We start from the raw sequence: 20,206 nt of genomic DNA on the forward strand, positions 1-20,206 counted from the left end.
GAGGATCCGCACACGCCGCGGATCGCTCTTTCTTGCCGCTTGTAGCTTGTAGCTTGTAGCTTGTAGCTTGCGGCAAGCGGCTTGCCGCTCGTGGTTTAAAAGTCGACGTGGACTGCCTGGGCGGCGCGGGTGGCCTTGGCGCGGGCGGCTTCGATCGACTCGTCGCGTGCCAAGCACACGCCCATGCGTCGGGTGCCGTTGATTTCCGGCTTGCCGAACAGGCGAATGGCGGTGTCGGGCTCGCTCAGCGCGGCGCCGAGGTTGGCGAACGCGGTCTGCTGCGACTGACCTTCCGGCAGGATCACCGCCGAGGCCGACGGGCCGAACTGGCGGACCACCGGAATTGGCAGGCCCAGGATAGCGCGAGCATGCAGGGCGAACTGCGACAAATCCTGGGAAATCAGAGTGACCAGGCCGGTGTCGTGAGGGCGCGGCGACACTTCGCTGAACCACACCTGATCGCCCTTGACGAACAGCTCGACCCCGAACAGACCACGACCGCCCAGCGCATCGGTGACCGCCTGCGCGACGCGCTGCGACTCGGCCAAGGCCTTCGGGCTCATGGCCTGGGGCTGCCAGGACTCCTGATAGTCGCCCTTCTCCTGACGGTGGCCGACTGGCGCGAGGAACGTGGTCCCGCCGACGTGTCGGACAGTCAGCAGGGTAATTTCATACTCGAAATCGATGAAGCCCTCGACGATTACCCGGCCCTTGCCGGCACGGCCGCCCTCTTGGGCGTAATCCCAAGCTTTCTGCAGGTCGGCATCGCTGCGCAGCAAGCTCTGGCCTTTGCCCGACGAGCTCATGACCGGCTTGACCACGCACGGATAGCCCACATCGGCCACGCCCTTGGCGAAGTCTTCATAGGTGTCGGCGAAGTGATACGGCGAGGTCGGCAACTCCAGCGCTTCGGCGGCCAGGCGGCGGATGCCTTCGCGGTTCATGGTCAACTGGGTGGCGCGGGCCGTCGGCACCACGTTGAAGCCTTCGTTTTCCAGCTCCACCAGCGTGGCCGTGGCGATGGCTTCGATCTCCGGCACGATGTAATGCGGTTTTTCCGCTTCGATCACAGCGCGCAGGGCGACGCCATCGAGCATGTTGATCACGTGGCTACGGTGGGCAACCTGCATGGCCGGCGCATTGGCGTAACGGTCCACGGCAATCACTTCGACGCCCAGGCGCTGCAGCTCGATCACCACTTCCTTGCCCAGCTCGCCGCAGCCACACAGCAGTACGCGGGTCGCGGTGGGCGACAATGGGGTTCCGATACGGGTCATTTCAGGTCCTCGTAGGCGTCCGGGGCGCGCCGGCAGGGGGCTGCCCGCTGAAAAAGGACCGGTATTCTACATCAATCGCGTGCGCTTCAACCTGCTGCCAGCAAGCGGCGAGCACGCCAGGCCATGATCAGCCAGACTGCGGTCACCCCGGCGAACTTGGAGGCCATGGCCGTGCCGATCACCGCTGGGGTAAGCGCACCGATCATGCCGAAGAAGATGAACGTGTCCACCGGAATGCTCAGGGCCGAGCTCAGCCACAGGCGATCGCGCAGGGGCCTGCGGGTGATGCTGAACACCAGCCAGTCGATCAGCTCGGACACGAAGAACGCCGTGGCACTGGCCAGGGCGATGGCCGGTTCGGAGGTGGCGTAGGACAGCACCAGCGCGACCAGCATGGCGATCAGGGCACCATGGCCGAAGCGGGTCTGGACCATGTCGCGCAGGATGAACACCAGCCCGCCCCAGGCGGACCAGATCACGTCCAGGTGCGGCGCACTGGAGAAGGCGTAGTTGATCAGCACCACGCTGCTGATGTAGGCGATGAGATAGAACATGACTGGAGATTCTGTGGGCAAGCCGGACAGATTAGCGGGGAGTGAATCGCCGGTAAACCCGCTGCTGCGCAACCCCGCCCGCAGACACGCTCAACCGATGACCAGGCCCGCCGCCAGCGCTCGTTCGTGACAACGCATCAGCACTGCCCGGCGCTGGTCGTTGTCCAGGCGTGTCCATTGGCTGATTTCCTCCACGGTACGCTGGCAACCCGTGCAAATGTCCTGCTCATCCAGGGCGCAGACGTTGACGCAGGGTGAGCCGACCGGCCGCTCGTCAGTCTTCATCGAGCACCAACTCGCGCCCATAACGCTCGGCGTTGTGCACGTAATGCGCAGCGCTGGCCTCGAGCATGCGTTTCTGCTGCTCGGTGAGCTCGCGCACCACCTTGCCCGGCGAGCCCATCACCAGCGAGCCGTCGGGAATTTCCTTGCCCTCGGGGATGAGTGCGTTGGCGCCGATGATGCAGTGTCGACCGATGCGCGCGCCGTTAAGAATTACCGCGTTGATGCCAATCAGGCTGTAGTCGCCGACGCTGCAGCCATGCAGCATGGCGTTATGGCCGATGGTCACACCCTTGCCCAGGGTCAGCGGCGAGCCCATGTCGGTGTGCATCACCGTACCGTCCTGGACGTTGCTGTCCTCGCCGATGTCGATCAGCTCGTTGTCGCCACGCAGCACGGCGCCGAACCAGACACTGGCCCGCGCCTGCAGGCGCACCTTGCCGATCAACGTGGCGGTGGGCGCGGCCCAACTGCTGGGATGGGCTTCGACGCGCAGGTCGCCCAGGCGGTATTTCATATGTGCTTCCTCACGGTTGGCTGCGGTTGGCGGGTGGACCCCGCTCAGTGCTCGATGAAACGCTCGGGCGGCCGGTGCAAGCTGATGCCGGCGTCGAACAGCAGGTTGACCAGCTCGACGATCATGATCGCCGACAAGCCCCAGATCTTGTAGTCGCCATAGCGGTAGCTGGGCACGTACCAACTGCGGCCCTGGTAGTCGATACGGTGGGTGTGATCGCGAGGGTCCTGGCGAAAGAACGACAGCGGCACCGTGAACACCGCAGCGATCTCGGCATCGTTGGCGCGGTATTGGACGTAATCCGGAATCACGCCGACGAACGGCGTTACCTTCAAGCCATGCAGGGAAACCAGCGGGCTCAGCGGACCGAGCACTTCCACCAGGCCGGGCGGCAGGCCGATTTCTTCTTCGGCCTCACGCAAGGCGGTGAAGACCAGGTCAGGGTCCTCGGGGTCGCGCCTTCCACCCGGAAAGGCCACTTCGCCGCCATGGGTCGACAGGCCCTGGGCGCGCAAGGTCAGGACCAGCTCGGGCTCTTCGCTGCGGGTGATGGGCAACAGCACCGCCGCCTCCGGAAAACGGCGGTCCGCCTCCAGGGGCACGGGGATATGGTTGCTCATACGGCGAAGAAGCTCGTCCAGCATCGCGCACTCTCGATTCCAAAGCCTACCCGGCATGATGCACCAAAAGCCCGGGAGCACCCAAGCCCTGGCCGCTTGCGGCAACCCACCGGGCCGCGCCAAGATAGCCACCCACACAGGACGATCAGCATGAAATTCTGCAGTGCGTGCGGCAACCCGGTCATTCAACAGATTCCCGAGGGCGACAGCCGGCTGCGCTATGTTTGCCCGGCCTGTCAGACTATTCATTACCAGAACCCCAACATCGTCGCCGGGGTGCTGCCGACCTGGGGCACGCAGGTGCTGCTGTGCCGCCGCGCCATCGAACCGCGTCGCGGCTTCTGGACCTTGCCGGCCGGCTTCATGGAAAACGGCGAGACGCTCGATCAGGCCGCCCGTCGCGAAACCGTCGAGGAAGCCTGCGCGCGGGTCGGCCCGACTACCCTCTATCAGTTGTTCGACTTGCCGCACATCAACCAGGTGCATGTGTTCTTCCGCGCCGAACTGGCCGACCTGGATTTCGCCGTCGGCGTCGAGAGCCTTGAGGTGCGGCTGTTCGAGGAACACGAAATCCCCTGGGACGCGCTGGCTTTTCGCACCGTGAGCAGGACACTAGAATGCTACTATCGCGACCGCATCAGGCAGCATTTCCCCTTGGGACATGAATCGCTGCCGCCGATGCAGGTGTCGTCGTCCAACTAGCTCTTTCAGGATACGTGTGATGCGTTGCTTGCTTGCCCTCTTCTGCCTGTGCGTGGCCTCGGTATCGCAGGCTGCGTTCACCGAAACCATCATCCGCAAGCCCGCGTCCGCGAACACGCCGCCGGTTGCGCAGCCACATGTCTTGCCACCGCGCAGTGCGAGCCAGCCGTTGATCGACAAGGTGCTGGTGCTCAAGTCCGAACGTCGCCTGCAACTGATCAGCCGCGGCGAGCCGCTCAAGACCTACCGCATCTCCCTGGGCAAGCAGCCCAAGGGCGCCAAGGAGCGCGAGGGCGACAAGCGCACCCCCGAAGGTTTCTACTGGCTCGACTGGCGCAAGGCCAGCGACCGTTACAACCTGGCGATGCACATTTCCTACCCGAACATCAGCGATGCCGCCAAGGCACGCCGTGACGGGGTGAACGCCGGCAGCATGATCATGATCCACGGCACGCCGATCAACGACGAGTACCCGGAGTGGTACTTCCATACCCTGGACTGGACCGAGGGCTGCATCGCCATGCGCAACGCCGACATGCGCGAAGTGTGGAGCATGGTCAAGGACGGCACCATGATCGAGATCCGTCCCTGACGACCACCCGCGTCAGCCCTTGGCCCGCCGGGCCTTGAAGAATTCGCTGAGGATCGCCCCGCACGCCTCGGCCAGCACCCCGCCCTCGAACAGCACCCGGTGGTTGAGAAAACCCTGGGTGAAGAACTGGCCCTGGCTCTGCACCACGCCAGCCTTGGGTTCGAGCGCGCCGAACACCACCCGCTCGATGCGCGAATGGACGATCAGCCCAGCGCACATGCTGCACGGCTCGAGGGTCACGTACAGGGTGCTGCCCGGCAGCCGGTAGTTGTTCGCCGCCTGCGCCGCCGCGCGGAGGGCGATCATCTCGGCATGGGCACTGGGATCGCTGTCGATGATGGGGCGATTGAAGCCCTGGCCCAGCACCTCGCCGTGCTGCACCAGCACCGCCCCCACCGGCACCTCGCCCAGCGCCGCGCCCTGGGCCGCGAGCGTCAGCGCCAGGCGCATGAATTCCTCGTCGCGGCTGCGATCAATGATCCGCGGACGCATCACACCACCGCGATCGCGGCCATCAGGCCGGTTTCCATGTGGTCGATCACATGGCAATGGAACATCCAAGTGCCGGGGTTATCCGCCACCAAGGCCACCTGGGCACGTTCGTTGCGGCCCAGCAGGTAGGTGTCGGTGAACCAGGGCTCGGTGATCTTGTGCCGATTGGAGGCGATCACCTTGAAGCTCATGCCGTGCAGATGGATCGGGTGCTGGTACTGGGTCATGTTCTTCAGCTCGAAGATATAGCTCTTGCCCTTTTTCAGCCTGGCGATGGGACGGTCGGCGCAGGTCTTGTCGGTGATATCCCAGGCCTGCCCGTTGATCTGCCACAGGCTCGGCGGCCTGCCGTTGTCGGTGTCCACCGAGACCTTGCCTGCCCACTCGAAATTGAAGTTGAGCTTCTCGGCGTTTTCCAGATCCGGCTCGGCGATGGGATTGGGCGGCAGGGCTTCGGGCCAGTTGCCTGGGGCCTCACTGCTGGCCACCGAACGCAGCGTACCGAGACGCACGAAACCATCACGCAACGAGATCTCCTCGCCCGCGTCGGGAATGCGAATGGCCAGGCAGATGCGCATGCCGGGGCCGAGCCAGTACTCGTCCTCCAGCGGCCTCGGCGTGACCGGGTTGCCATCGAGGGCGTAGACCTTGGCCTCGCAATTACCCTTGAGGTTGATGCGGTAGGTCCAGGTATTGTCCAGATTGAGCAGCCGCACGCGCACGACTTGGCCGGCCGGTAGCTCGGTGACCGCCTCGGCCTGGCCGTTGATGGTGATCAGCCGCCCGGCCGTGCCATTGCGCGCCGCCTCGCGCGGTACGCTGAAGGGCATGAAGGCGCCCTGCTCGTCCACGTGCCAAGTCTTCAAGCTCAGCGTGCGTTCGTGAAGAAAGCCGGTGGGCTCGCGCTCCTCGACGATCAACGGCCCCACCAGGCCGCGGCCAAGCTCTTCGGAACTGCTGACATGCGGGTGATACCAGTAGCTGCCGGCATCCGGCACGCGGAACTTGTAGTCGAAGAACTCACCCGGCTTGACCGGCAGTTGCGACACGTAGGGCACGCCATCCATTTCCAGCGGCAGACGAATACCGTGCCAATGGATGGTGGTTTCCACCGGCAGGTGATTGATGAAGCGCACCCGCAGCCAGGTTCCCTGGCGCACCCGCAGTTCGGTGCCCGGCGCCGAAGGCCCGAAGGCCCAGGCTTCGGTCGTGAAGCCCGGCACCAGTTCAACGTCCAGCGGGGCGGCGATCAGCTCGTAGTCGTGCCCGGCATTTTCGTCCTCGACCTTGCCCAGCCAGTAACGCGCCGCACCTCCGGCGCCCAGGCCAACCACCACGAGACCGGTCAGGCCTTTGAGCATTTGTCGACGGGTAAAGGACATCGGTGCAGGTACCTCGTAGGCGCAATCAAATGGCCATTATCGGCCAGTGACGGAAGGGCGAATACGATACACCTGCAACTGAGAAAGATTAAGTGCGCGATTGTCGCGTCTGCTCGCGCACCCAGTGACTTGACGGCCTCGCCAGCGATGGCTGCCCGCCGGACGGTCAGCTGTATTCGGCTTGCGCCTTGGCCAGCGCACGACGATAGCGCATGCCTCCGAGCAGCCCACTGCTCAGCGACTCGCGCAAAGCCTGGTATTCGGCGCTGTCCGGCTCGACCTGACACGCCTGCTCGCACCAGTACACGGCACGGGGGTACTGATCACCCAGTGGGCAGTCCTCGGTACGGTAGTATTCGACCAGCACGCGCATCGGCTCGGGCCATCCACCTGCGGCGAAGGCTTCGAGCATCGCCAGGTTGCGCCGCACCCGAGGCGAATCGACCCGATGATCGGCCAAATAGCTGCCCAGCCCGAGGAAACAGTTGAGCGCGCGGTTGTATGCACGTGTGGTGATCTGCTCCTGCCCCATCAGTATGCCCAGGCAGTCCAGCTCGGCGTCGTTGCCCATTTCGCGCAATGTCTGCACATCCATGCCGGGCAAGCCACCGGCCTCAACGCCCCGATCGCACACCGCGCTGAGGTTGTACAACGCTCGCGAAAAACCGTGGGCTCCAGCCTGCCGATAGGCCTGAAGGGCGACCAGCGGGTCGCTGTCCTCGTGCAGGCTCGCCCAGGCGAACTGCATTTCGGGCACCCCGCGCGAAGCGGCGTACTCGACCATCGGTCGCAGTGCGGTGGCCTGCACCGACTCGTCGAAGGCGTAATACAGGTCGTTGAAAGGACACAGCCCCTCAGGCTCGGGCATTGGCCCCATGTCCAGCGCGCAGGCGTACCATTGCCGGGCGATCGCCGGATCGTGCTGCACCCCGCACCAGCCGGTGTCGCAGAGCATGCCGTAGAGCACGGCGCCGACCGGCGAAGACAGCCGTGAATTCAAGGCGACCTGCCCTAGCCAAGCCTGCATTCCGGTCGCGACGGCGGTATGCAGCATCCTCACCAGCACGCGTTCTTCGACCCTCAATGTCGGAGCTTGCGCCAGGGCCTGGACGAAGTGCTCCCGCGCCTGTGCGGCATCGCCGGCCAACCATGACAGCTCACCCAGTCGTACCTGCACGGAGGCCTTGCCCAGCACACTGAGCGGCAGTTGCAATAGCTGTCGGCCACGCTCGAAAGCTGTTTGAACCGCTGCGGGCTCATCGGTATCGACGTTGTCTTCATCCAGCGTGTCCAACCAGGCGATCAGGCGCAGGTCGTTGCGCTGGGACTCGTCGAGCTTGGCGGCCATGGGCGAGTCGGCCAGCCAGAGGATTTCATCATGGCTACCGCCCCAGCGCGGAGTCGACAACTGAGCGAAGATCTGTAGCGCACTGGCGCCGACGGCAGCGCCCTGCAGGGCCTGCAGCAACCACAGGAAACCCTCTGGCTCACCCTCGGCGCGCGGATGTGAACGCATTACCCCGGCCAGTGGCTCTGGCGCGCTGCAGCCCAGCGCCGGCACTGGCCCCAACGCTGGCCAGCGCGCCTGGGCAGCGCCCGGTACACTGCCAAGGTATTGAAGATCATCCGCCATCAGCTCGCCTTGGAACCAAGCCTGCAACCACTGCGGTTCACCGAGCACCATCACGTTGCGCATCAACACCGTCGCCAGCACCCACGGCAGCGCGTGCCGTTGCACCAGGTCCATCGCCGTGAACAAGAGCGCAGCCTGGGCCAGGTCTGCGTCTTTCCGATTGGCCTCGGTGACTTCAGCCGCCAGACCCTGCCCCCGCGCCTGGTTGGCGACCTGCTCCCACATCAGGCACGCGACCAGGTCCGGCCATTGACTGTCAGGGCAGGCCAGACGCCAGCGCGGCAGCAGTTCGACATAGTGATGATTGCGCTGCGCCGCTTGTTGGAGATGGGCACAGAGATTGAAGAAACGTTCTTCGCTTTGTGCATCGGGCGCACGCAGCAGCGCTTGCAGGGTGGCGTCGACGCGCTCGAAGCGGCCTGCCGTCAAATCGACGATGACTGCAGGAAGGCAATCGACGAGTGAAGCCTCGACGCTGTGGGAGGGAATCATGGGCAACCTCATGGCTAGGCACAAGCTGACTGCAGGACAGCCTGTGCTGCGATTCATTCGGGGCGCGGTCTGGCGGGGTACGCCAGGCCGACCTGCGACCAGAGGTTGACCGTTTTACCGGGCGATGGTGCCCGTCGCAAGCGCACAACGCTTCTTGAGAATGACAAAGACTGGGAAGATCGCCGGACGACCTGAGGTTTGGGATTCGGCAGGCGAATCGGTTGCAACGCATGCACTGGATACGCATCCTCCCGACCGGAGATCTACAGGCAAGCTACGCCAGCACGGTGGCGGCGTTTATCCACTCACCCTTCGATGCACTGACGATGCTTTGCACAAGCATTCAGTCCAGGCACGCAGTGACCAAGATGATCAAACACCTCTACAGTCGTCGAGCATCAGCAGCACTTTTCAAGGTCTGGATCGTAACGAGCGGTGCGCTTCTCGTTGCCTGCCAGTCGCCGCACGACGCACTGCAACGATTGGCGCAGGAGCACGGCCGACAAGTGGACGTCGTGCCGGGACACGCCCTCCCCGTGGTGATACTCGCACCACAGACCCCACTGAAAACCTCGAGCCGCCTGCGTGTCTATGTGGAAGGAGACGGTCACGCCTGGGCAACGGCCAATCGACCCAGCCTGGACCCCAGCCCGCACAATCTCCTGGTGGCGCGCTTGGCGGTGAATGATCCGACACCCAATGTGTACCTGGCACGACCCTGCCAGTTCGTCATGGCTGAGGCTTGTCAGCCAGCACTCTGGACTGATCGACGCTTTTCCCAGGAAGTGGTCAGCCGCCTTAGCCAGGTACTTGACTGGGTGAAACAGCGTTATGGCAATCAGACATTCGAGTTGGTGGGGTATTCAGGCGGCGCAGCGCTCGCGCTGCTATTGGCCGTACAGCGCGATGATGTCACCCAGGTACAGACCCTTGCTGGCAATCTCAGCCCAGGCCTGTGGGCGACGATGAAAGACCTGTCGCCACTCGACGGCTCACTCGACCCGCTGGACTATCGCGATCAACTCGCCTCGTTGCCCCAGCGTCATTTCATCGCACAAGCCGATTCGGTCATCCCAGGCGCTCTCGCCGAACGATACCAGCAAGTACTTGGCGCCTCCGTGTCGCACTGCATCTTGATACCAGACGCGAGCCATGATCGAGGCTGGGAAGAAACGTGGCGTCGGTGGCGCGAAACGCCATGGGGTTCTGAGCGTACGGAATCGAAATGAAGGACCTGTGTCGCATTTCTGAAATGTCTGGCCGCGCGCTGAATGGATAGTGGTGAATTGCCATCTTCATTCGTGTAAATTCACGCGCGCTTGATTCAGCACTTCACTGAAAAGCTGGCAGGGATGCAGACAACAGACGCCAAAGCGGGTTGCTCCCTGTCAGTCTCTGCCCTGTAAGGATACTGCTTTGACTATTTCCCCTCTGCGCCGCTCACTGTTGGCGCTCTCCGTGGCGGCTGTCGTTGCCCCACTCCAAGCTGCAACCCTGGACAATCTGAATCACGACCTGAGTGCTGGGGGCTACCTTAGTACAGGTGAAGTTTTCAGTAATGCCACCTTCACCGGCACCTCCCAGAACGCAGGGGTTAGGTTTAACGACGTCACCCTGGCAGGTAACGTGATAAACCGAGGCACAATCAACCGAGCAGATAGCTCAAAAGGATCCGCAGCAGGACTCTCGATCGACGGCTTGTACGCCAACATCGCTGGCGATGTGGTCAACGAGGGTAACATCACGGTGAGCGGTGATCTCGGCGGCGGTCTGCAAATGTACCGGACCAAGATCGTAGGCGAGGTGAATAACTCCGGCAACATCACCGTCACGGGTGAAGAGGCCGAAGGCATGTGGATCAGCTCGACTCAAGCGCGCATCAACAACACCGGCACCATAACGGCACGTGGCACCGACGCTGAGGGCATCGTGCTCGATAAAGCCCAATTCACCGGTAACGCGCCGGGCTCTCCTTATCAGTCCGACGTCAACAACAGCGGGACTATTTCAGCCGACGGTGTAGGTATCCACGTCATCGATGCAAGTACACCGGGGAACCTGCTCAGCATCACCCAGACCAGCGGCCTGATCGAAGGCGGCGTCGCAGCGATTCTGGCCGACGAGGATGCACCTAATACCTACTTTTACTGGCGCGGCGGCCAAGTGAAGGGAGACCTGCAGGGCCTGGGCGGTGTCCTGGTCAAAGGCGATGCGCAGTTCGATGGCTCGACCATTCGCAGCGGCTTCGTCGATATTGACGGAGGCCGCCTGACGCTGCTGCGCCCACAGACCACGATCGTCGGCGACCTCGACCTGGACAGCGACACCGCACGCCTGCGCCTGTTGCTGGACAACGACACGCAGCCCAACACGCCGATCCTGAAAGTCACCGGCAATACCTACTTTTCCAAAGGCAGCCAGGTCGAACTGCAAGCGCGCTCCGACGACTTCCGCACATCCGCCCAAGGCACACGCTACACACTGATCAATTCCGGCACCTGGGAAGAACAACAGAACCTCTCCGTGGTGTCTTCGTCGGCCCTGCTCGAAGTCAAGAACTTCGGTATCGAAGGCCAGGACGTCAAAGCATTGGTGACCACCCGCAGCGATGAGGAGGTCGCACAGAACGTGGTGGAGGCCAGCGGTTCGGACAACGCGGTCAACGCCGTGAATCCGCTGAAGAACACGATCATGGGCCAGATCGCCGAAAGCGACCCGGTCTTCCAGCGTTTCGCCAGCGCCGCCAGCAACGCCGAACTCGCCAAACTGGCTGAAACCCTGACGCCGGACCTCAGCCGTGGCGTGATCAATGCCGCCACCGACAGTCAAAACCTGGTGGCCAATGCCATTCACGCGCGCGCCAGCAAAGCGCGTAGCGGCCTGTCTTCCGGTGACGTACTGGCAGAGCAAGGCGTCTGGCTGCAAGCGCTGTCCAGCGATGCCAACCAGGACAGCCGCCACGGCGTCCAGGGCTACGACGCCAAGACCAAGGGCATCGCCCTGGGTGCCGATGGCAAGCTCAATGCCGACACCACACTGGGCCTGGCCTACAGCTACCTGACCAGCGACGTCAAATCCGACCTGGGCCACAAAACCGATGTCAGCGGCCATGCCCTGACCTTGTACGGCAACTGGACGCGCGGCAACGTCTTCGTCGACACCTCGCTGATGTATGGCTGGAACGACAACGAATCCAAACGCTACATTGCTGGCACCCGTGCCAAAGCCGACTACGACAGCGAGACCTTCGGCGTCAATGCGCTGGCCGGCTACCGGTTCCAACTCGACAAGCAATGGCTTGTGGAACCGCAGGTCGGGGCACGCTACGCCAACGTGTCGATCGATTCGTACCGGGAAAAAGGCAGCTCGGCGGCCCTCAAGGTCGGCAGCCAGCGCTATGAAATCGGCGAAATGGGCCTGGGCGCTCGCCTGGCGGCAGCGTTCGACATGGGCGTGGGCAGTCTGGAGCCGGAGGCCAAATTGATGGCTTGGCACGACTTCATCGGCGACAAGGCCAGCACCACCTCCACCTTCGTGCTTGGCGGCAACGCCTTCACCACCACCGGTGCCACTCCGGCGCGCGACAGTTACGAGCTGGGACTCGGCGCGACCTATCGCGTGGGCGCATGGAGCGTAGGTGGAAGTTACAACTACCTGGCCCGCAGTGGTTTCGACGCAGACAGCTTCATGGCCAATGTACGTTATGACTTCTGACTGAACGCCTTCGCCTGAAACAACGAAGCCCGTATTTACGTTAATGCTGTTCGCTCAAAGAATGCTGGGGCCGCTTCGCGGCCCTTTCGCGGCACAAGGCCGCTCCCACCACGTCCGCGTGAACCCCGAAACATGGGGCTCAGCTCACCTCTAAGACAGGGCATAAAAAGCGAATGACGCTAGCCCACTAGCATGGCGCTACGGGTGCTTGCATTGTTCTTTTCTTGAATGCAATGACCCAGAGCATGATGAAAGCGGCCGGAGGTATCACAGCGGTCAAACACCACCATCCGCTGTAGCCAAACTTCTTGAGAATGACAAAGATTGAAAAAATCGGCATCACAAGGTGGAGCAGGACCAACGTGACGTTTTGAGGAACGGCCAGGAAGTACCTGTTGGGTAATTCATTTCTGGCAGGCCATGCCCTGAGGGCGAGAATCGGGAAGCCAATCCATGCGCCCAACGGTATACCGAATGGGACAATCATGAATATCAACGACCAATACGGAGAGAGCCCGGCCTTTTTAAGTAAAAAGGCATAAGGAATACCAAGCAAAACAAACACCAGCACAGCATCCTGCACATAAAACATGTTAGACATCCTTATCCATCATCATGAGTACATCCCAGGCTGCGAGCACTGGCCGGACAAGCGTAGTGTAAATCACCTAAGGCTATCCGTGTTTTGGGGTTAGGCCGTTTAGCCATTCGCGGAAACTGCATTCGTGGTAGTCAATACAGTCAGTGAGTCTGCAACGCATCAAAAACACTGCACAGCGTTACTTATTCCCAACTTCCAAAAACCCAAAGCCCGCAAGGACGCGGGCTTTGGGTGTCACTTCTACTACTTGATGCCGGTCTAAACCGGACGCGGGATCACTCCCACTCAATCGTCGCCGGCGGTTTGCTCGACACGTCGTAGGTCACCCGCGAGATGCCTTCGATCTCGTTGATGATACGCCCGCTCACGGTCTCCAGCAGCTCGTAAGGCAGGTGCGCCCAGCGTGCGGTCATGAAGTCCACAGTCTCCACGGCGCGCAGGGCAACGACCCAGGCGTAGCGGCGGCCGTCGCCGACGACGCCTACCGACTTCACCGGCTGGAATACGACGAAGGCCTGGCTGGTCTTGTGGTACCAGTCAGCCTTGCGCAGTTCTTCGATGAAGATGTGGTCGGCGCGGCGCAGGATGTCGGCATAGTCCTTCTTCACTTCGCCAAGGATGCGCACGCCCAGGCCCGGGCCTGGGAACGGGTGGCGGTAGACCATGTCGTACGGCAGGCCCAACTCCAGGCCGATCTTGCGCACTTCGTCCTTGAACAGTTCGCGCAGCGGCTCGACCAGCTTGAGGTTCATTTCCTCCGGCAGGCCGCCGACGTTGTGGTGCGACTTGATCACGTGAGCCTTGCCGCTCTTGGCGCCGGCCGACTCGATCACGTCGGGGTAGATGGTGCCTTGGGCGAGGAACTGGATGTTGGGCAGCTTGCTGGCCTCGGCGTCGAACACGTCGATGAAGGTGCGGCCGATGATCTTGCGCTTCTTCTCCGGATCGGCTTCGCCGGCCAGGTTGTCCAGGAACTGCTGCTCAGCGTCGGCGCGGATCACCTTGACGCCCATGTTCTCCTTGAACATGGCCATCACCTGGTCGCCCTCGTGCAGGCGCAGCAGGCCGTTGTCGACGAACACGCACGTCAGTTGGTCGCCGATGGCGCGGTGCAGCAGCGCCGCGACCACCGAGCTGTCGACACCGCCCGACAGGCCCAGCAGGACGTTGGCCGAACCCACTTGCTCGCGCACTTGAGCGATGGCGTCTTCGACGATGTTGGAGGGGGTCCACAGGGCTTCGCAGCCGCAGATGTCCTGGACGAAACGCGACAGGATGCGACCGCCCTGCTTGGTGTGGGTCACTTCCGGGTGGAACTGCACGCCGTAGTAGCCGCGCGCGTCGTCGAACATGCCAGCAATCGGGCAGCTCGGGGTGCTGGCCAGCACGTGGAAGTCGGCCGGCATCTGGGTGACCTTGTCGCCGTGGCTCATCCACACGTCCAGCCCCAGCACGCCGTCGGCATCGACATGGTCTTCGATGCCGTCGAGCAGGCGGCTCTTGCCGACCACATCGACTCGGGCATAGCCGAACTCACGCAGCTCGGAGCCGGCCACTTTACCGCCCATCTGCTCGGCCATGGTCTGCATGCCGTAGCAGATGCCCAGCACCGGCACCTTCAGGTCGAACACGGCCTGCGGCGCGCGTGGGCTGTTGGCTTCGTGAACCGACTCGGGACCACCGGCGAGGATGATGCCGCGTGGGTTGAATTCGCGAATCGCCTCATCGTCCATGTCGAACGGGTGCAGTTCGCAATACACGCCGATCTCGCGCACACGGCGGGCGATCAACTGGGTGTACTGGGAACCGAAATCGAGGATCAGGATGCGGTGAGCGTGAATGTCGAGGGCCATGGGGGAATCTCTGATTCAGCTGCGAGCTTGAAGCTGCAAGCTGCAAGTTGATCGGGGGAAAAACACGATGGCTGCATCGACGCAGCCATCGTTTGTCACATGTGGCGAAGCCGCTCGGCGCGGCTTCAGGGGTCAGCCGACCCGGTAGTTCGGCGCTTCCTTGGTGATCTGCACGTCGTGCACGTGGGACTCGGCCATGCCAGCGCCGGTGATGCGCACGAACTCAGGCTTGGTGCGCATCTCTTCGATGGTCGCGCTGCCGGTGTAGCCCATGGACGAGCGCAGGCCGCCCATCAGTTGGTGGATGATCGCGGCCAGGGCGCCCTTGTACGGTACGCGGCCTTCGATACCTTCCGGCACCAGCTTCTCGGCGCCGGCCGAGGAGTCCTGGAAGTAGCGGTCGGACGAGCCTTGCGCCTGCGCCATGGCACCCAGTGAGCCCATGCCGCGGTAGGCCTTGTAGGAACGGCCCTGGAACAGCTCAACTTCGCCTGGAGCCTCTTCGGTACCGGCGAACATCGACCCCATCATGACGCAGGAAGCACCGGCAACGATGGCCTTGGACAGGTCACCGGAGAAGCGGATACCGCCGTCGGCGATCAGCGGCACGCCTGTGCCTTCCAGCGCAGCGGCAACGTTGGCGATGGCGCTGATCTGCGGCACACCGACACCGGCGACGATACGGGTGGTGCAGATCGAGCCTGGGCCGATACCGACCTTGACCGCATCGGCGCCCGCTTCGGCCAGGGCCTTGGCGGCGGCGCCAGTGGCGATGTTGCCGCCGATCACCTGCACCTGCGGGTAGGTTTGCTTGACCCAGCGAACGCGTTCGATCACCCCCTTGGAGTGGCCGTGGGCGGTGTCGACCACCACCACGTCGACGCCAGCGGCCACCAGCGCAGCAACACGCTCGCCGGTGTCCTTACCGGTGCCGACCGCCGCGCCGACGCGCAGGCGACCCTGGTCGTCCTTGCTGGCCAGCGGGTAGGCCTTGGCTTTTTCGATGTCCTTGACAGTCATCATGCCCTTGAGGGCGAACTTGTCGTCGACGATCAGGACTTTTTCCAGACGATGCTTGTGCAGCAGCTCGCGGACTTCGTTCTTGTCGGCGCCTTCACGCACGGTGACCAGACGCTCTTTGGGCGTCATCACGTCGCGTACCTTGGCGTCCAGACGCGATTCGAAGCGCACGTCGCGGGAGGTGACGATACCCACCAGATCACCGTTTTCCAGCACTGGAACACCGGAGATGTTGTTCAGACGGGTGAGGTCGAACAGGTCGCGCACGGTGGCGTCGGCCTCGATGGTGATCGGATCCTTGACCACGCCAGCCTCGAACTTCTTGACCTTGCGCACTTCGCCGGCCTGCTGCTCGATAGTCATGTTCTTGTGGATGATGCCGATGCCGCCTTCCTGGGCCATGGCGATGGCCAGGCGCGCTTCGGTGACGGTGTCCATGGCAGCGGACACCAGCGGGATGTTCAGCTCGATGCCGCGGGTCAATCGGGTCTTGAGGCTGACTTCATTGGGCAGTACCTCGGAATAACCGGGTACAAGGAGAATGTCGTCGAAGGTCAGGGCTTCTTGGCTGATACGCAGCATCGCGGGGGCTCCCGGGCGGGAAAAATGGAAGCGCGCCATTATACTCATGCAGGGCCCGGGGCTCAATGGGCAGCAGGCCTCACCGCTCAGCCCACCCTGACCACCGCCACCGGTTGATCCAGCCAGTCGGCGAAGTTGTCGAGAAAAGCCTGGGTGAACCCGGCCTCGCCCCAGTTGTTGAAGATGAAGCCCAGGTTGGAGAACGCGCACGGCTGCAGATACAGGAAGCCGTTGATGTCGTCCTCGAAGCCGCACAGCGGACAGGTGAAGTTGTCACTCACCGCTGGCATCCACTCCTCCAGGCTTTCGAACAGCGGTTCGCCCACTTCGCGGCGACACTCAGGGCAGCCGGCTTCCTCCAGAAAGCCGTCAGTCGGGGTATAGATGCAGCGCTTGAGCATCACTTCCAGACCATTGACCGGCTCGCCGAACGGCAGACGCTCCGGGTGCAGGGCCACCTTGCGTGCCCCCTCGGCCAATGCATGGCCCATGCGGTTGCCGGTGCGCCCGCAGGTGCTCAGGTGTTCCTCGACGATTTTCTCGCGTACCAGCCAGCGCACGATGGCCCGGGCGCGGGCCTCGTGCGCGGGTACGGTGGACAGTTTGGGGACAATGATGCTGTGGATGTTCATGAAGGGTCAGGCCTGAAACTGTAGCGATCGCGCAAGTCTACGCCCTGCTCAGCCCGTGAGGTAGCGACCGATCAGCGCCAGCCCACTGCCCAGCACCAACCAGGTGACCAGACGCACGAAGGCCTCGCGGGACAGGCGCAGGCTCAGGCGCCGCCCCAGCCACAAGCCGATCGCCATCACCGGCAGCAAGCACACCGCCAGCCACAGCAAGCTACTGTCGGCATACACCCCGGCCACCAGGAAAAGCGCCAGGCGCACCAGGGTGCTGCAACTAATCAATGCGCTCTGCGTCGCCCGCACGTGCTCCTTGGCCGTCAGCCGCGCACTGAGGTAGATCGCATAGAGAAAGCCGCCACTGCCGAACAGTGCCCCGAACAGCCCGCCCACCGTCCCCATGGGCACCGCCCAGGCGGCGGCCAGACGCTGCGGGCGAGCCTTCACGCAGAGGCTGTAGAGCGCGTAAGCGGTGACGAACAGCCCCATGAGCAAGAGCAGCAGGTCCGACTTCAGGTGCAGCAGGAACGCCACGCCCAAGGTGCAGCCCAGCGCCATGCACGGCAGCAGGCGCAGCAGTTCGCTGCGCACCACATCACGTCGCGACGGCAGCAGGTTGCCGAAAGCGGCGACGAAATCGAGCAACACCAGCAGCGGAATGATCCGCGACAACGGCATGAAATGGATCAACACCGGCCCGGCAATCAACGCGGTGCCGAAGCCGGCAATGCCAAAGACGACGTAAGCGGCAGCAATGCCTAATAGGATCGGCAGCCACTCCAAGCCTGTAAAAGGAAGCGCAATGAACATGTGCAGGTTTCCTGGAAAGACAGCACAAGGTTAGCCACCCTTAAGCTATGCCGACTAATATGCCTTGACCTCTAAACCCATCTCGAAAAGGCATATCAAGGATGACCTCGCTCCGCCAACTGCGCTACTTCGTGGAAATCGCCGACAGCGGCAGCTTCACGGCGGCTGCCGAGCGGCTGTACGTCGCCCAATCGGCCTTGAGCCGCCAGATCAAGGAACTGGAGCAGCATCTCGGTACACAGCTGTTCGAGCGCACCGCACGCCAGCCTCGATTGACCCCGGCCGGCGAAGCGTTTCTCGGTCGGGCTCGGCAACTTCTGGCAGACCTGGACAACGCACAGCGCCTGGCGTTGGAGGTCGGACAAGGTCTGCGCGGCAGCCTGCAGTTGAGTCATTCCAGCACCGTCCCCCTCACGGGCGAGCTGCTGACGCGCCTGAGCAGCTATCTGCGAAACCATCCAGAGGTCAACCTGGAAATCGCCCAGCAGTCATCGGAGGCGCAACTGCTGGACATCGCCGAAGGACGCCTGGACATCGGCTTGCTGCGCCTGCCCGTGCTGCGCCAGCACGAAGGCGTCGAACTGCACGAGCTGTTCAGCGAACCGCTGCTGCTGGCCGTCGCGGCCAAGCACCCGCTGGCTGGCATGTCTGAAGCCGCGCTGGAGCGCTTGAAGGACGAACGCTTCGTGTCCGTTCCCCACCGGCATCGAGGCGGACTGAGTTACTTGTCGGCTTCGCTGTGCCTGGACGCAGGATTCTTTCCCAAGGCCGCCCAGGTGGTGTCACGCAAGACCACCCAGCTTCAATTGATCGAGGCCGGTTTGGGCGTGGCGCTGTTGCCGGCCTGCATGCGCGACATTGCCCCGGTTTCGCTGAAGTTCATCACACTGAACCCACGCTGTGACAGCACGGTGGCCTTGGCCTGTCGCGCTGACGCGAGCGTGCTGGTGAGGCAGTTCGTGGCGGCGATGACGGCGTGAGGTCGGCTGATGGGGGGCACCACCCCTGTGTACCCCTCGCTGCCACCCAAGGAGCGGACACAGACAATCGCAAGCGTTGTCCTTTATGATGCCCGCCATGATCAGAGATCCTTTCGAACGACTCGGCCTGGACCGCGAGGTCCTCACCGTCACCCAGCTCAACGGGCGCGCGCGCGTGCTGCTCGAGGACGTGTTCCGCAGCGTCTGGGTGGAAGGCGAGATATCCAACCTCGCCCGCCCAGCCTCCGGCCACCTCTACTTCACCCTGAAAGACAGTGGTGCCCAGGTGCGCTGCGCGCTGTTCCGGCAGAACGCCGCGCGGGTTCGCCAGGCCCTGCGTGACGGTCTGGCGGTGAAGGTACGCGGCAAGGTGTCGCTGTTCGAGGGCCGTGGCGACTACCAGTTGATCGTCGACAGCGTCGAGCCGGCCGGCGATGGCGCCCTGCGCCTGGCCTTCGAAGCCCTGAAGGAAAAACTGGGCGAACAGGGCCTGTTCGCCGCCGAGCGCAAACAGCCGCTGCCGGCGCATCCGCGGCGCATCGGCATCGTCACCTCGCCCACCGGCGCAGTAATCCGCGACATCATCAGTGTCTTCGCTCGCCGCGCACCGCAGGTGGAACTCAACCTGATCCCCACGGCGGTGCAGGGGCGCGAAGCCGTCGGGCAGATCGTGCGTGCGCTGCAGCGGGCCGACAGCCTTGGCTTCGACGCGCTGATTCTGGCCCGTGGCGGTGGCTCGCTGGAAGACTTGTGGTGCTTCAACGAAGAACCGGTGGCGCGCGCCATCGCGGCCTGCGTCACGCCGATCGTCAGCGCGGTGGGGCATGAGACCGATGTGTCGATCAGCGACTTCGTCGCCGATGTGCGGGCCCCCACGCCCTCGGCGGCCGCCGAATTGCTGGCGCCCGACAGCAGCGGTCTGCTGCAACGCCTGGACAGCCTGCAGCGCCGTCTGCTGTTGCGCATGAATGCCCGCTTGAGCCACGACCGTCTGCGCCTGGACGGCCTGGCCCGACGCCTGCGCCATCCACGCGAGCGACTGCGCCAGCAGGCCCAGCGCCTGGATGACCTGGACATGCGCCTGCGCCGCGCCTTCATGCTCGACCTGAACCAGCGCCAGCAGCGCCTGGGCCGTCTCGACACGCGCCTGGCCGCGCAGCATCCCGGGCGCACCCTGGCCCTGCTGGGACAGCGCCTGGACAGCCTGGGCGAACGTTTGCCCAGGGCCATGCAGGCAGTGCTTCGTGACCGTCGCCAGCGCTTCCAGGCGCAGTTGCAAACGTTGCAGATCGTCAGCCCCCTGGCCACCCTGGCGCGTGGCTACAGCATCCTGCTCGACGACCGTGGCCAAGCGATCCGCAGCGCTGCCCAGACTCACAACGGCCAACGCCTGACCGCCCGCCTGGATCAGGGCGAGTTGCAGGTGCGGGTCGAAGACAACCATCAGACCCCGGTCACCCTCTCGCTTCTGGACTGA

19 protein-coding genes are annotated in these 20,206 nt (G+C 63.3%); 6 read left to right on the plus strand and 13 right to left on the minus strand.

The features are described 5' to 3' along the window. Positions 1 to 95: 95 nt before the first annotated feature. From purT to ACK2SD_RS19460, 5 genes are all read right to left on the minus strand, one after another. A complete protein-coding gene (gene purT, locus ACK2SD_RS19440; protein WP_412460612.1) occupies positions 96 to 1,277 on the minus strand; it encodes a formate-dependent phosphoribosylglycinamide formyltransferase in 1,182 nt (393 codons plus the stop codon). A gap of 86 nt (positions 1,278 to 1,363) precedes the next feature. After that, complete coding sequence (locus tag ACK2SD_RS19445; RefSeq protein ID WP_342649562.1) at positions 1,364 to 1,831, minus strand: VUT family protein; 468 nt, start codon at positions 1,829 to 1,831, stop codon at positions 1,364 to 1,366. Between the two features lie 90 nt (positions 1,832 to 1,921). Further along, positions 1,922 to 2,116 carry a DUF1289 domain-containing protein gene (locus ACK2SD_RS19450; RefSeq protein WP_412460613.1) on the minus strand — a complete coding sequence of 65 codons (195 nt, stop codon included), beginning with the start codon at positions 2,114 to 2,116 and terminating at the stop codon, positions 1,922 to 1,924. Further along, the gene (locus ACK2SD_RS19455; RefSeq protein WP_295484221.1) at positions 2,106 to 2,630 is read right to left on the minus strand and encodes a gamma carbonic anhydrase family protein; all 525 of its coding nucleotides are present in this window, start codon (positions 2,628 to 2,630) and stop codon (positions 2,106 to 2,108) included. Before ACK2SD_RS19455 ends, ACK2SD_RS19450 begins: the two co-directional genes overlap by 11 nt. 44 nt (positions 2,631 to 2,674) lie before the next feature. Beyond that, positions 2,675 to 3,274 carry a CoA pyrophosphatase gene (locus tag ACK2SD_RS19460; protein ID WP_412460614.1) on the minus strand — a complete coding sequence of 200 codons (600 nt, stop codon included), beginning with the start codon at positions 3,272 to 3,274 and terminating at the stop codon, positions 2,675 to 2,677. Between the two features lie 126 nt (positions 3,275 to 3,400). On the opposite strand from ACK2SD_RS19460, the gene ACK2SD_RS19465 reads away from it, so the two are divergent. After that, positions 3,401 to 3,952 carry an NUDIX hydrolase gene (locus tag ACK2SD_RS19465; protein ID WP_412460615.1) on the plus strand — a complete coding sequence of 184 codons (552 nt, stop codon included), beginning with the start codon at positions 3,401 to 3,403 and terminating at the stop codon, positions 3,950 to 3,952. Positions 3,953 to 3,971: 19 nt separating this feature from the next. Further along, positions 3,972 to 4,544, plus strand: coding sequence for a L,D-transpeptidase family protein (locus ACK2SD_RS19470; RefSeq protein WP_116887653.1), 573 nt, complete (start codon positions 3,972 to 3,974; stop codon positions 4,542 to 4,544). 12 nt (positions 4,545 to 4,556) lie between these two features. Here the strand turns inward: ACK2SD_RS19470 and tadA are convergent, their stop codons facing one another. The 3 genes from tadA to ACK2SD_RS19485 all read right to left on the minus strand — a co-directional run bounded on the left by tadA (position 4,557) and on the right by ACK2SD_RS19485 (position 8,543). Next, a complete protein-coding gene (gene tadA / locus ACK2SD_RS19475) occupies positions 4,557 to 5,036 on the minus strand; it encodes a tRNA adenosine(34) deaminase TadA (protein WP_412460616.1) in 480 nt (159 codons plus the stop codon). After that, positions 5,036 to 6,418, minus strand: a complete 1,383-nt coding sequence (locus ACK2SD_RS19480; protein ID WP_412460617.1) for a multicopper oxidase family protein — start codon at positions 6,416 to 6,418, stop codon at positions 5,036 to 5,038. The genes tadA and ACK2SD_RS19480 overlap by 1 nt, the downstream gene beginning before the upstream one ends. A gap of 166 nt (positions 6,419 to 6,584) precedes the next feature. Beyond that, a complete protein-coding gene (locus ACK2SD_RS19485) occupies positions 6,585 to 8,543 on the minus strand; it encodes a DUF4034 domain-containing protein (RefSeq protein ID WP_412460618.1) in 1,959 nt (652 codons plus the stop codon). 230 nt (positions 8,544 to 8,773) lie between these two features. Between ACK2SD_RS19485 and ACK2SD_RS19490 the strand changes: the two genes are divergently transcribed. Continuing rightward, positions 8,774 to 9,772 carry an alpha/beta hydrolase gene (locus ACK2SD_RS19490; protein WP_412460619.1) on the plus strand — a complete coding sequence of 333 codons (999 nt, stop codon included), beginning with the start codon at positions 8,774 to 8,776 and terminating at the stop codon, positions 9,770 to 9,772. A 469-nt stretch (positions 9,773 to 10,241) separates the two neighbouring features. Further along, a complete protein-coding gene (locus ACK2SD_RS19495) occupies positions 10,242 to 12,257 on the plus strand; it encodes an autotransporter outer membrane beta-barrel domain-containing protein (protein WP_412460620.1) in 2,016 nt (671 codons plus the stop codon). A gap of 187 nt (positions 12,258 to 12,444) precedes the next feature. Here the strand turns inward: ACK2SD_RS19495 and ACK2SD_RS19500 are convergent, their stop codons facing one another. From ACK2SD_RS19500 to ACK2SD_RS19520, 5 genes are all read right to left on the minus strand, one after another. Next, on the minus strand, positions 12,445 to 12,849 hold the full coding sequence (locus ACK2SD_RS19500) for a hypothetical protein (protein WP_412460621.1): 405 nt from the start codon (positions 12,847 to 12,849) through the stop codon (positions 12,445 to 12,447). A 284-nt stretch (positions 12,850 to 13,133) separates the two neighbouring features. Beyond that, entirely contained in the window at positions 13,134 to 14,711 is a 1,578-nt protein-coding gene (gene guaA / locus ACK2SD_RS19505) for a glutamine-hydrolyzing GMP synthase (RefSeq protein WP_317871283.1), read from the minus strand. A gap of 132 nt (positions 14,712 to 14,843) precedes the next feature. Further along, on the minus strand, positions 14,844 to 16,313 hold the full coding sequence (gene guaB / locus ACK2SD_RS19510) for an IMP dehydrogenase (protein WP_039575726.1): 1,470 nt from the start codon (positions 16,311 to 16,313) through the stop codon (positions 14,844 to 14,846). 86 nt (positions 16,314 to 16,399) lie between these two features. Continuing rightward, positions 16,400 to 16,945: a hypothetical protein gene (locus ACK2SD_RS19515; RefSeq protein WP_039575723.1), complete on the minus strand. Its 546-nt coding sequence runs from the start codon at positions 16,943 to 16,945 to the stop codon at positions 16,400 to 16,402. 48 nt (positions 16,946 to 16,993) lie between these two features. Beyond that, positions 16,994 to 17,749, minus strand: coding sequence for a sulfite exporter TauE/SafE family protein (locus tag ACK2SD_RS19520; protein WP_412460622.1), 756 nt, complete (start codon positions 17,747 to 17,749; stop codon positions 16,994 to 16,996). 101 nt (positions 17,750 to 17,850) lie between these two features. Here ACK2SD_RS19520 and ACK2SD_RS19525 point away from each other — a divergent pair, with 101 nt between their 5' ends. Continuing rightward, the gene (locus ACK2SD_RS19525; RefSeq protein ID WP_412460623.1) at positions 17,851 to 18,729 is read left to right on the plus strand and encodes a LysR family transcriptional regulator; all 879 of its coding nucleotides are present in this window, start codon (positions 17,851 to 17,853) and stop codon (positions 18,727 to 18,729) included. Positions 18,730 to 18,826: 97 nt separating this feature from the next. Further along, positions 18,827 to 20,206 (plus strand): exodeoxyribonuclease VII large subunit, encoded by a 1,380-nt coding sequence (gene xseA / locus ACK2SD_RS19530; RefSeq protein ID WP_039583057.1) that lies wholly within the window; start codon positions 18,827 to 18,829, stop codon positions 20,204 to 20,206.

It is taken from the genome of Pseudomonas sp. SC11 (genome assembly GCF_047039205.1).
Taxonomy (GTDB): Bacteria; Pseudomonadota; Gammaproteobacteria; order Pseudomonadales; family Pseudomonadaceae; genus Aquipseudomonas; species Aquipseudomonas boreofloridensis.

Coding starts and splice junctions, on each gene's coding strand:
- purT (WP_412460612.1), bottom strand. CDS start 1,277: ATGACCCGTATCGGAACCCCATTGTCGCCCACCGCGACCCGCGTACTG.
- ACK2SD_RS19445 (WP_342649562.1), bottom strand. CDS start 1,831: ATGTTCTATCTCATCGCCTACATCAGCAGCGTGGTGCTGATCAACTAC.
- ACK2SD_RS19450 (WP_412460613.1), bottom strand. CDS start 2,116: ATGAAGACTGACGAGCGGCCGGTCGGCTCACCCTGCGTCAACGTCTGC.
- ACK2SD_RS19455 (WP_295484221.1), bottom strand. CDS start 2,630: ATGAAATACCGCCTGGGCGACCTGCGCGTCGAAGCCCATCCCAGCAGT.
- ACK2SD_RS19460 (WP_412460614.1), bottom strand. CDS start 3,274: ATGCTGGACGAGCTTCTTCGCCGTATGAGCAACCATATCCCCGTGCCC.
- ACK2SD_RS19465 (WP_412460615.1), top strand. CDS start 3,401: ATGAAATTCTGCAGTGCGTGCGGCAACCCGGTCATTCAACAGATTCCC.
- ACK2SD_RS19470 (WP_116887653.1), top strand. CDS start 3,972: ATGCGTTGCTTGCTTGCCCTCTTCTGCCTGTGCGTGGCCTCGGTATCG.
- tadA (WP_412460616.1), bottom strand. CDS start 5,036: ATGCGTCCGCGGATCATTGATCGCAGCCGCGACGAGGAATTCATGCGC.
- ACK2SD_RS19480 (WP_412460617.1), bottom strand. CDS start 6,418: ATGTCCTTTACCCGTCGACAAATGCTCAAAGGCCTGACCGGTCTCGTG.
- ACK2SD_RS19485 (WP_412460618.1), bottom strand. CDS start 8,543: ATGATTCCCTCCCACAGCGTCGAGGCTTCACTCGTCGATTGCCTTCCT.
- ACK2SD_RS19490 (WP_412460619.1), top strand. CDS start 8,774: ATGCACTGGATACGCATCCTCCCGACCGGAGATCTACAGGCAAGCTAC.
- ACK2SD_RS19500 (WP_412460621.1), bottom strand. CDS start 12,849: ATGTTTTATGTGCAGGATGCTGTGCTGGTGTTTGTTTTGCTTGGTATT.
- guaA (WP_317871283.1), bottom strand. CDS start 14,711: ATGGCCCTCGACATTCACGCTCACCGCATCCTGATCCTCGATTTCGGT.
- guaB (WP_039575726.1), bottom strand. CDS start 16,313: ATGCTGCGTATCAGCCAAGAAGCCCTGACCTTCGACGACATTCTCCTT.
- ACK2SD_RS19515 (WP_039575723.1), bottom strand. CDS start 16,945: ATGAACATCCACAGCATCATTGTCCCCAAACTGTCCACCGTACCCGCG.
- ACK2SD_RS19520 (WP_412460622.1), bottom strand. CDS start 17,749: ATGTTCATTGCGCTTCCTTTTACAGGCTTGGAGTGGCTGCCGATCCTA.
- ACK2SD_RS19525 (WP_412460623.1), top strand. CDS start 17,851: ATGACCTCGCTCCGCCAACTGCGCTACTTCGTGGAAATCGCCGACAGC.
- xseA (WP_039583057.1), top strand. CDS start 18,827: ATGATCAGAGATCCTTTCGAACGACTCGGCCTGGACCGCGAGGTCCTC.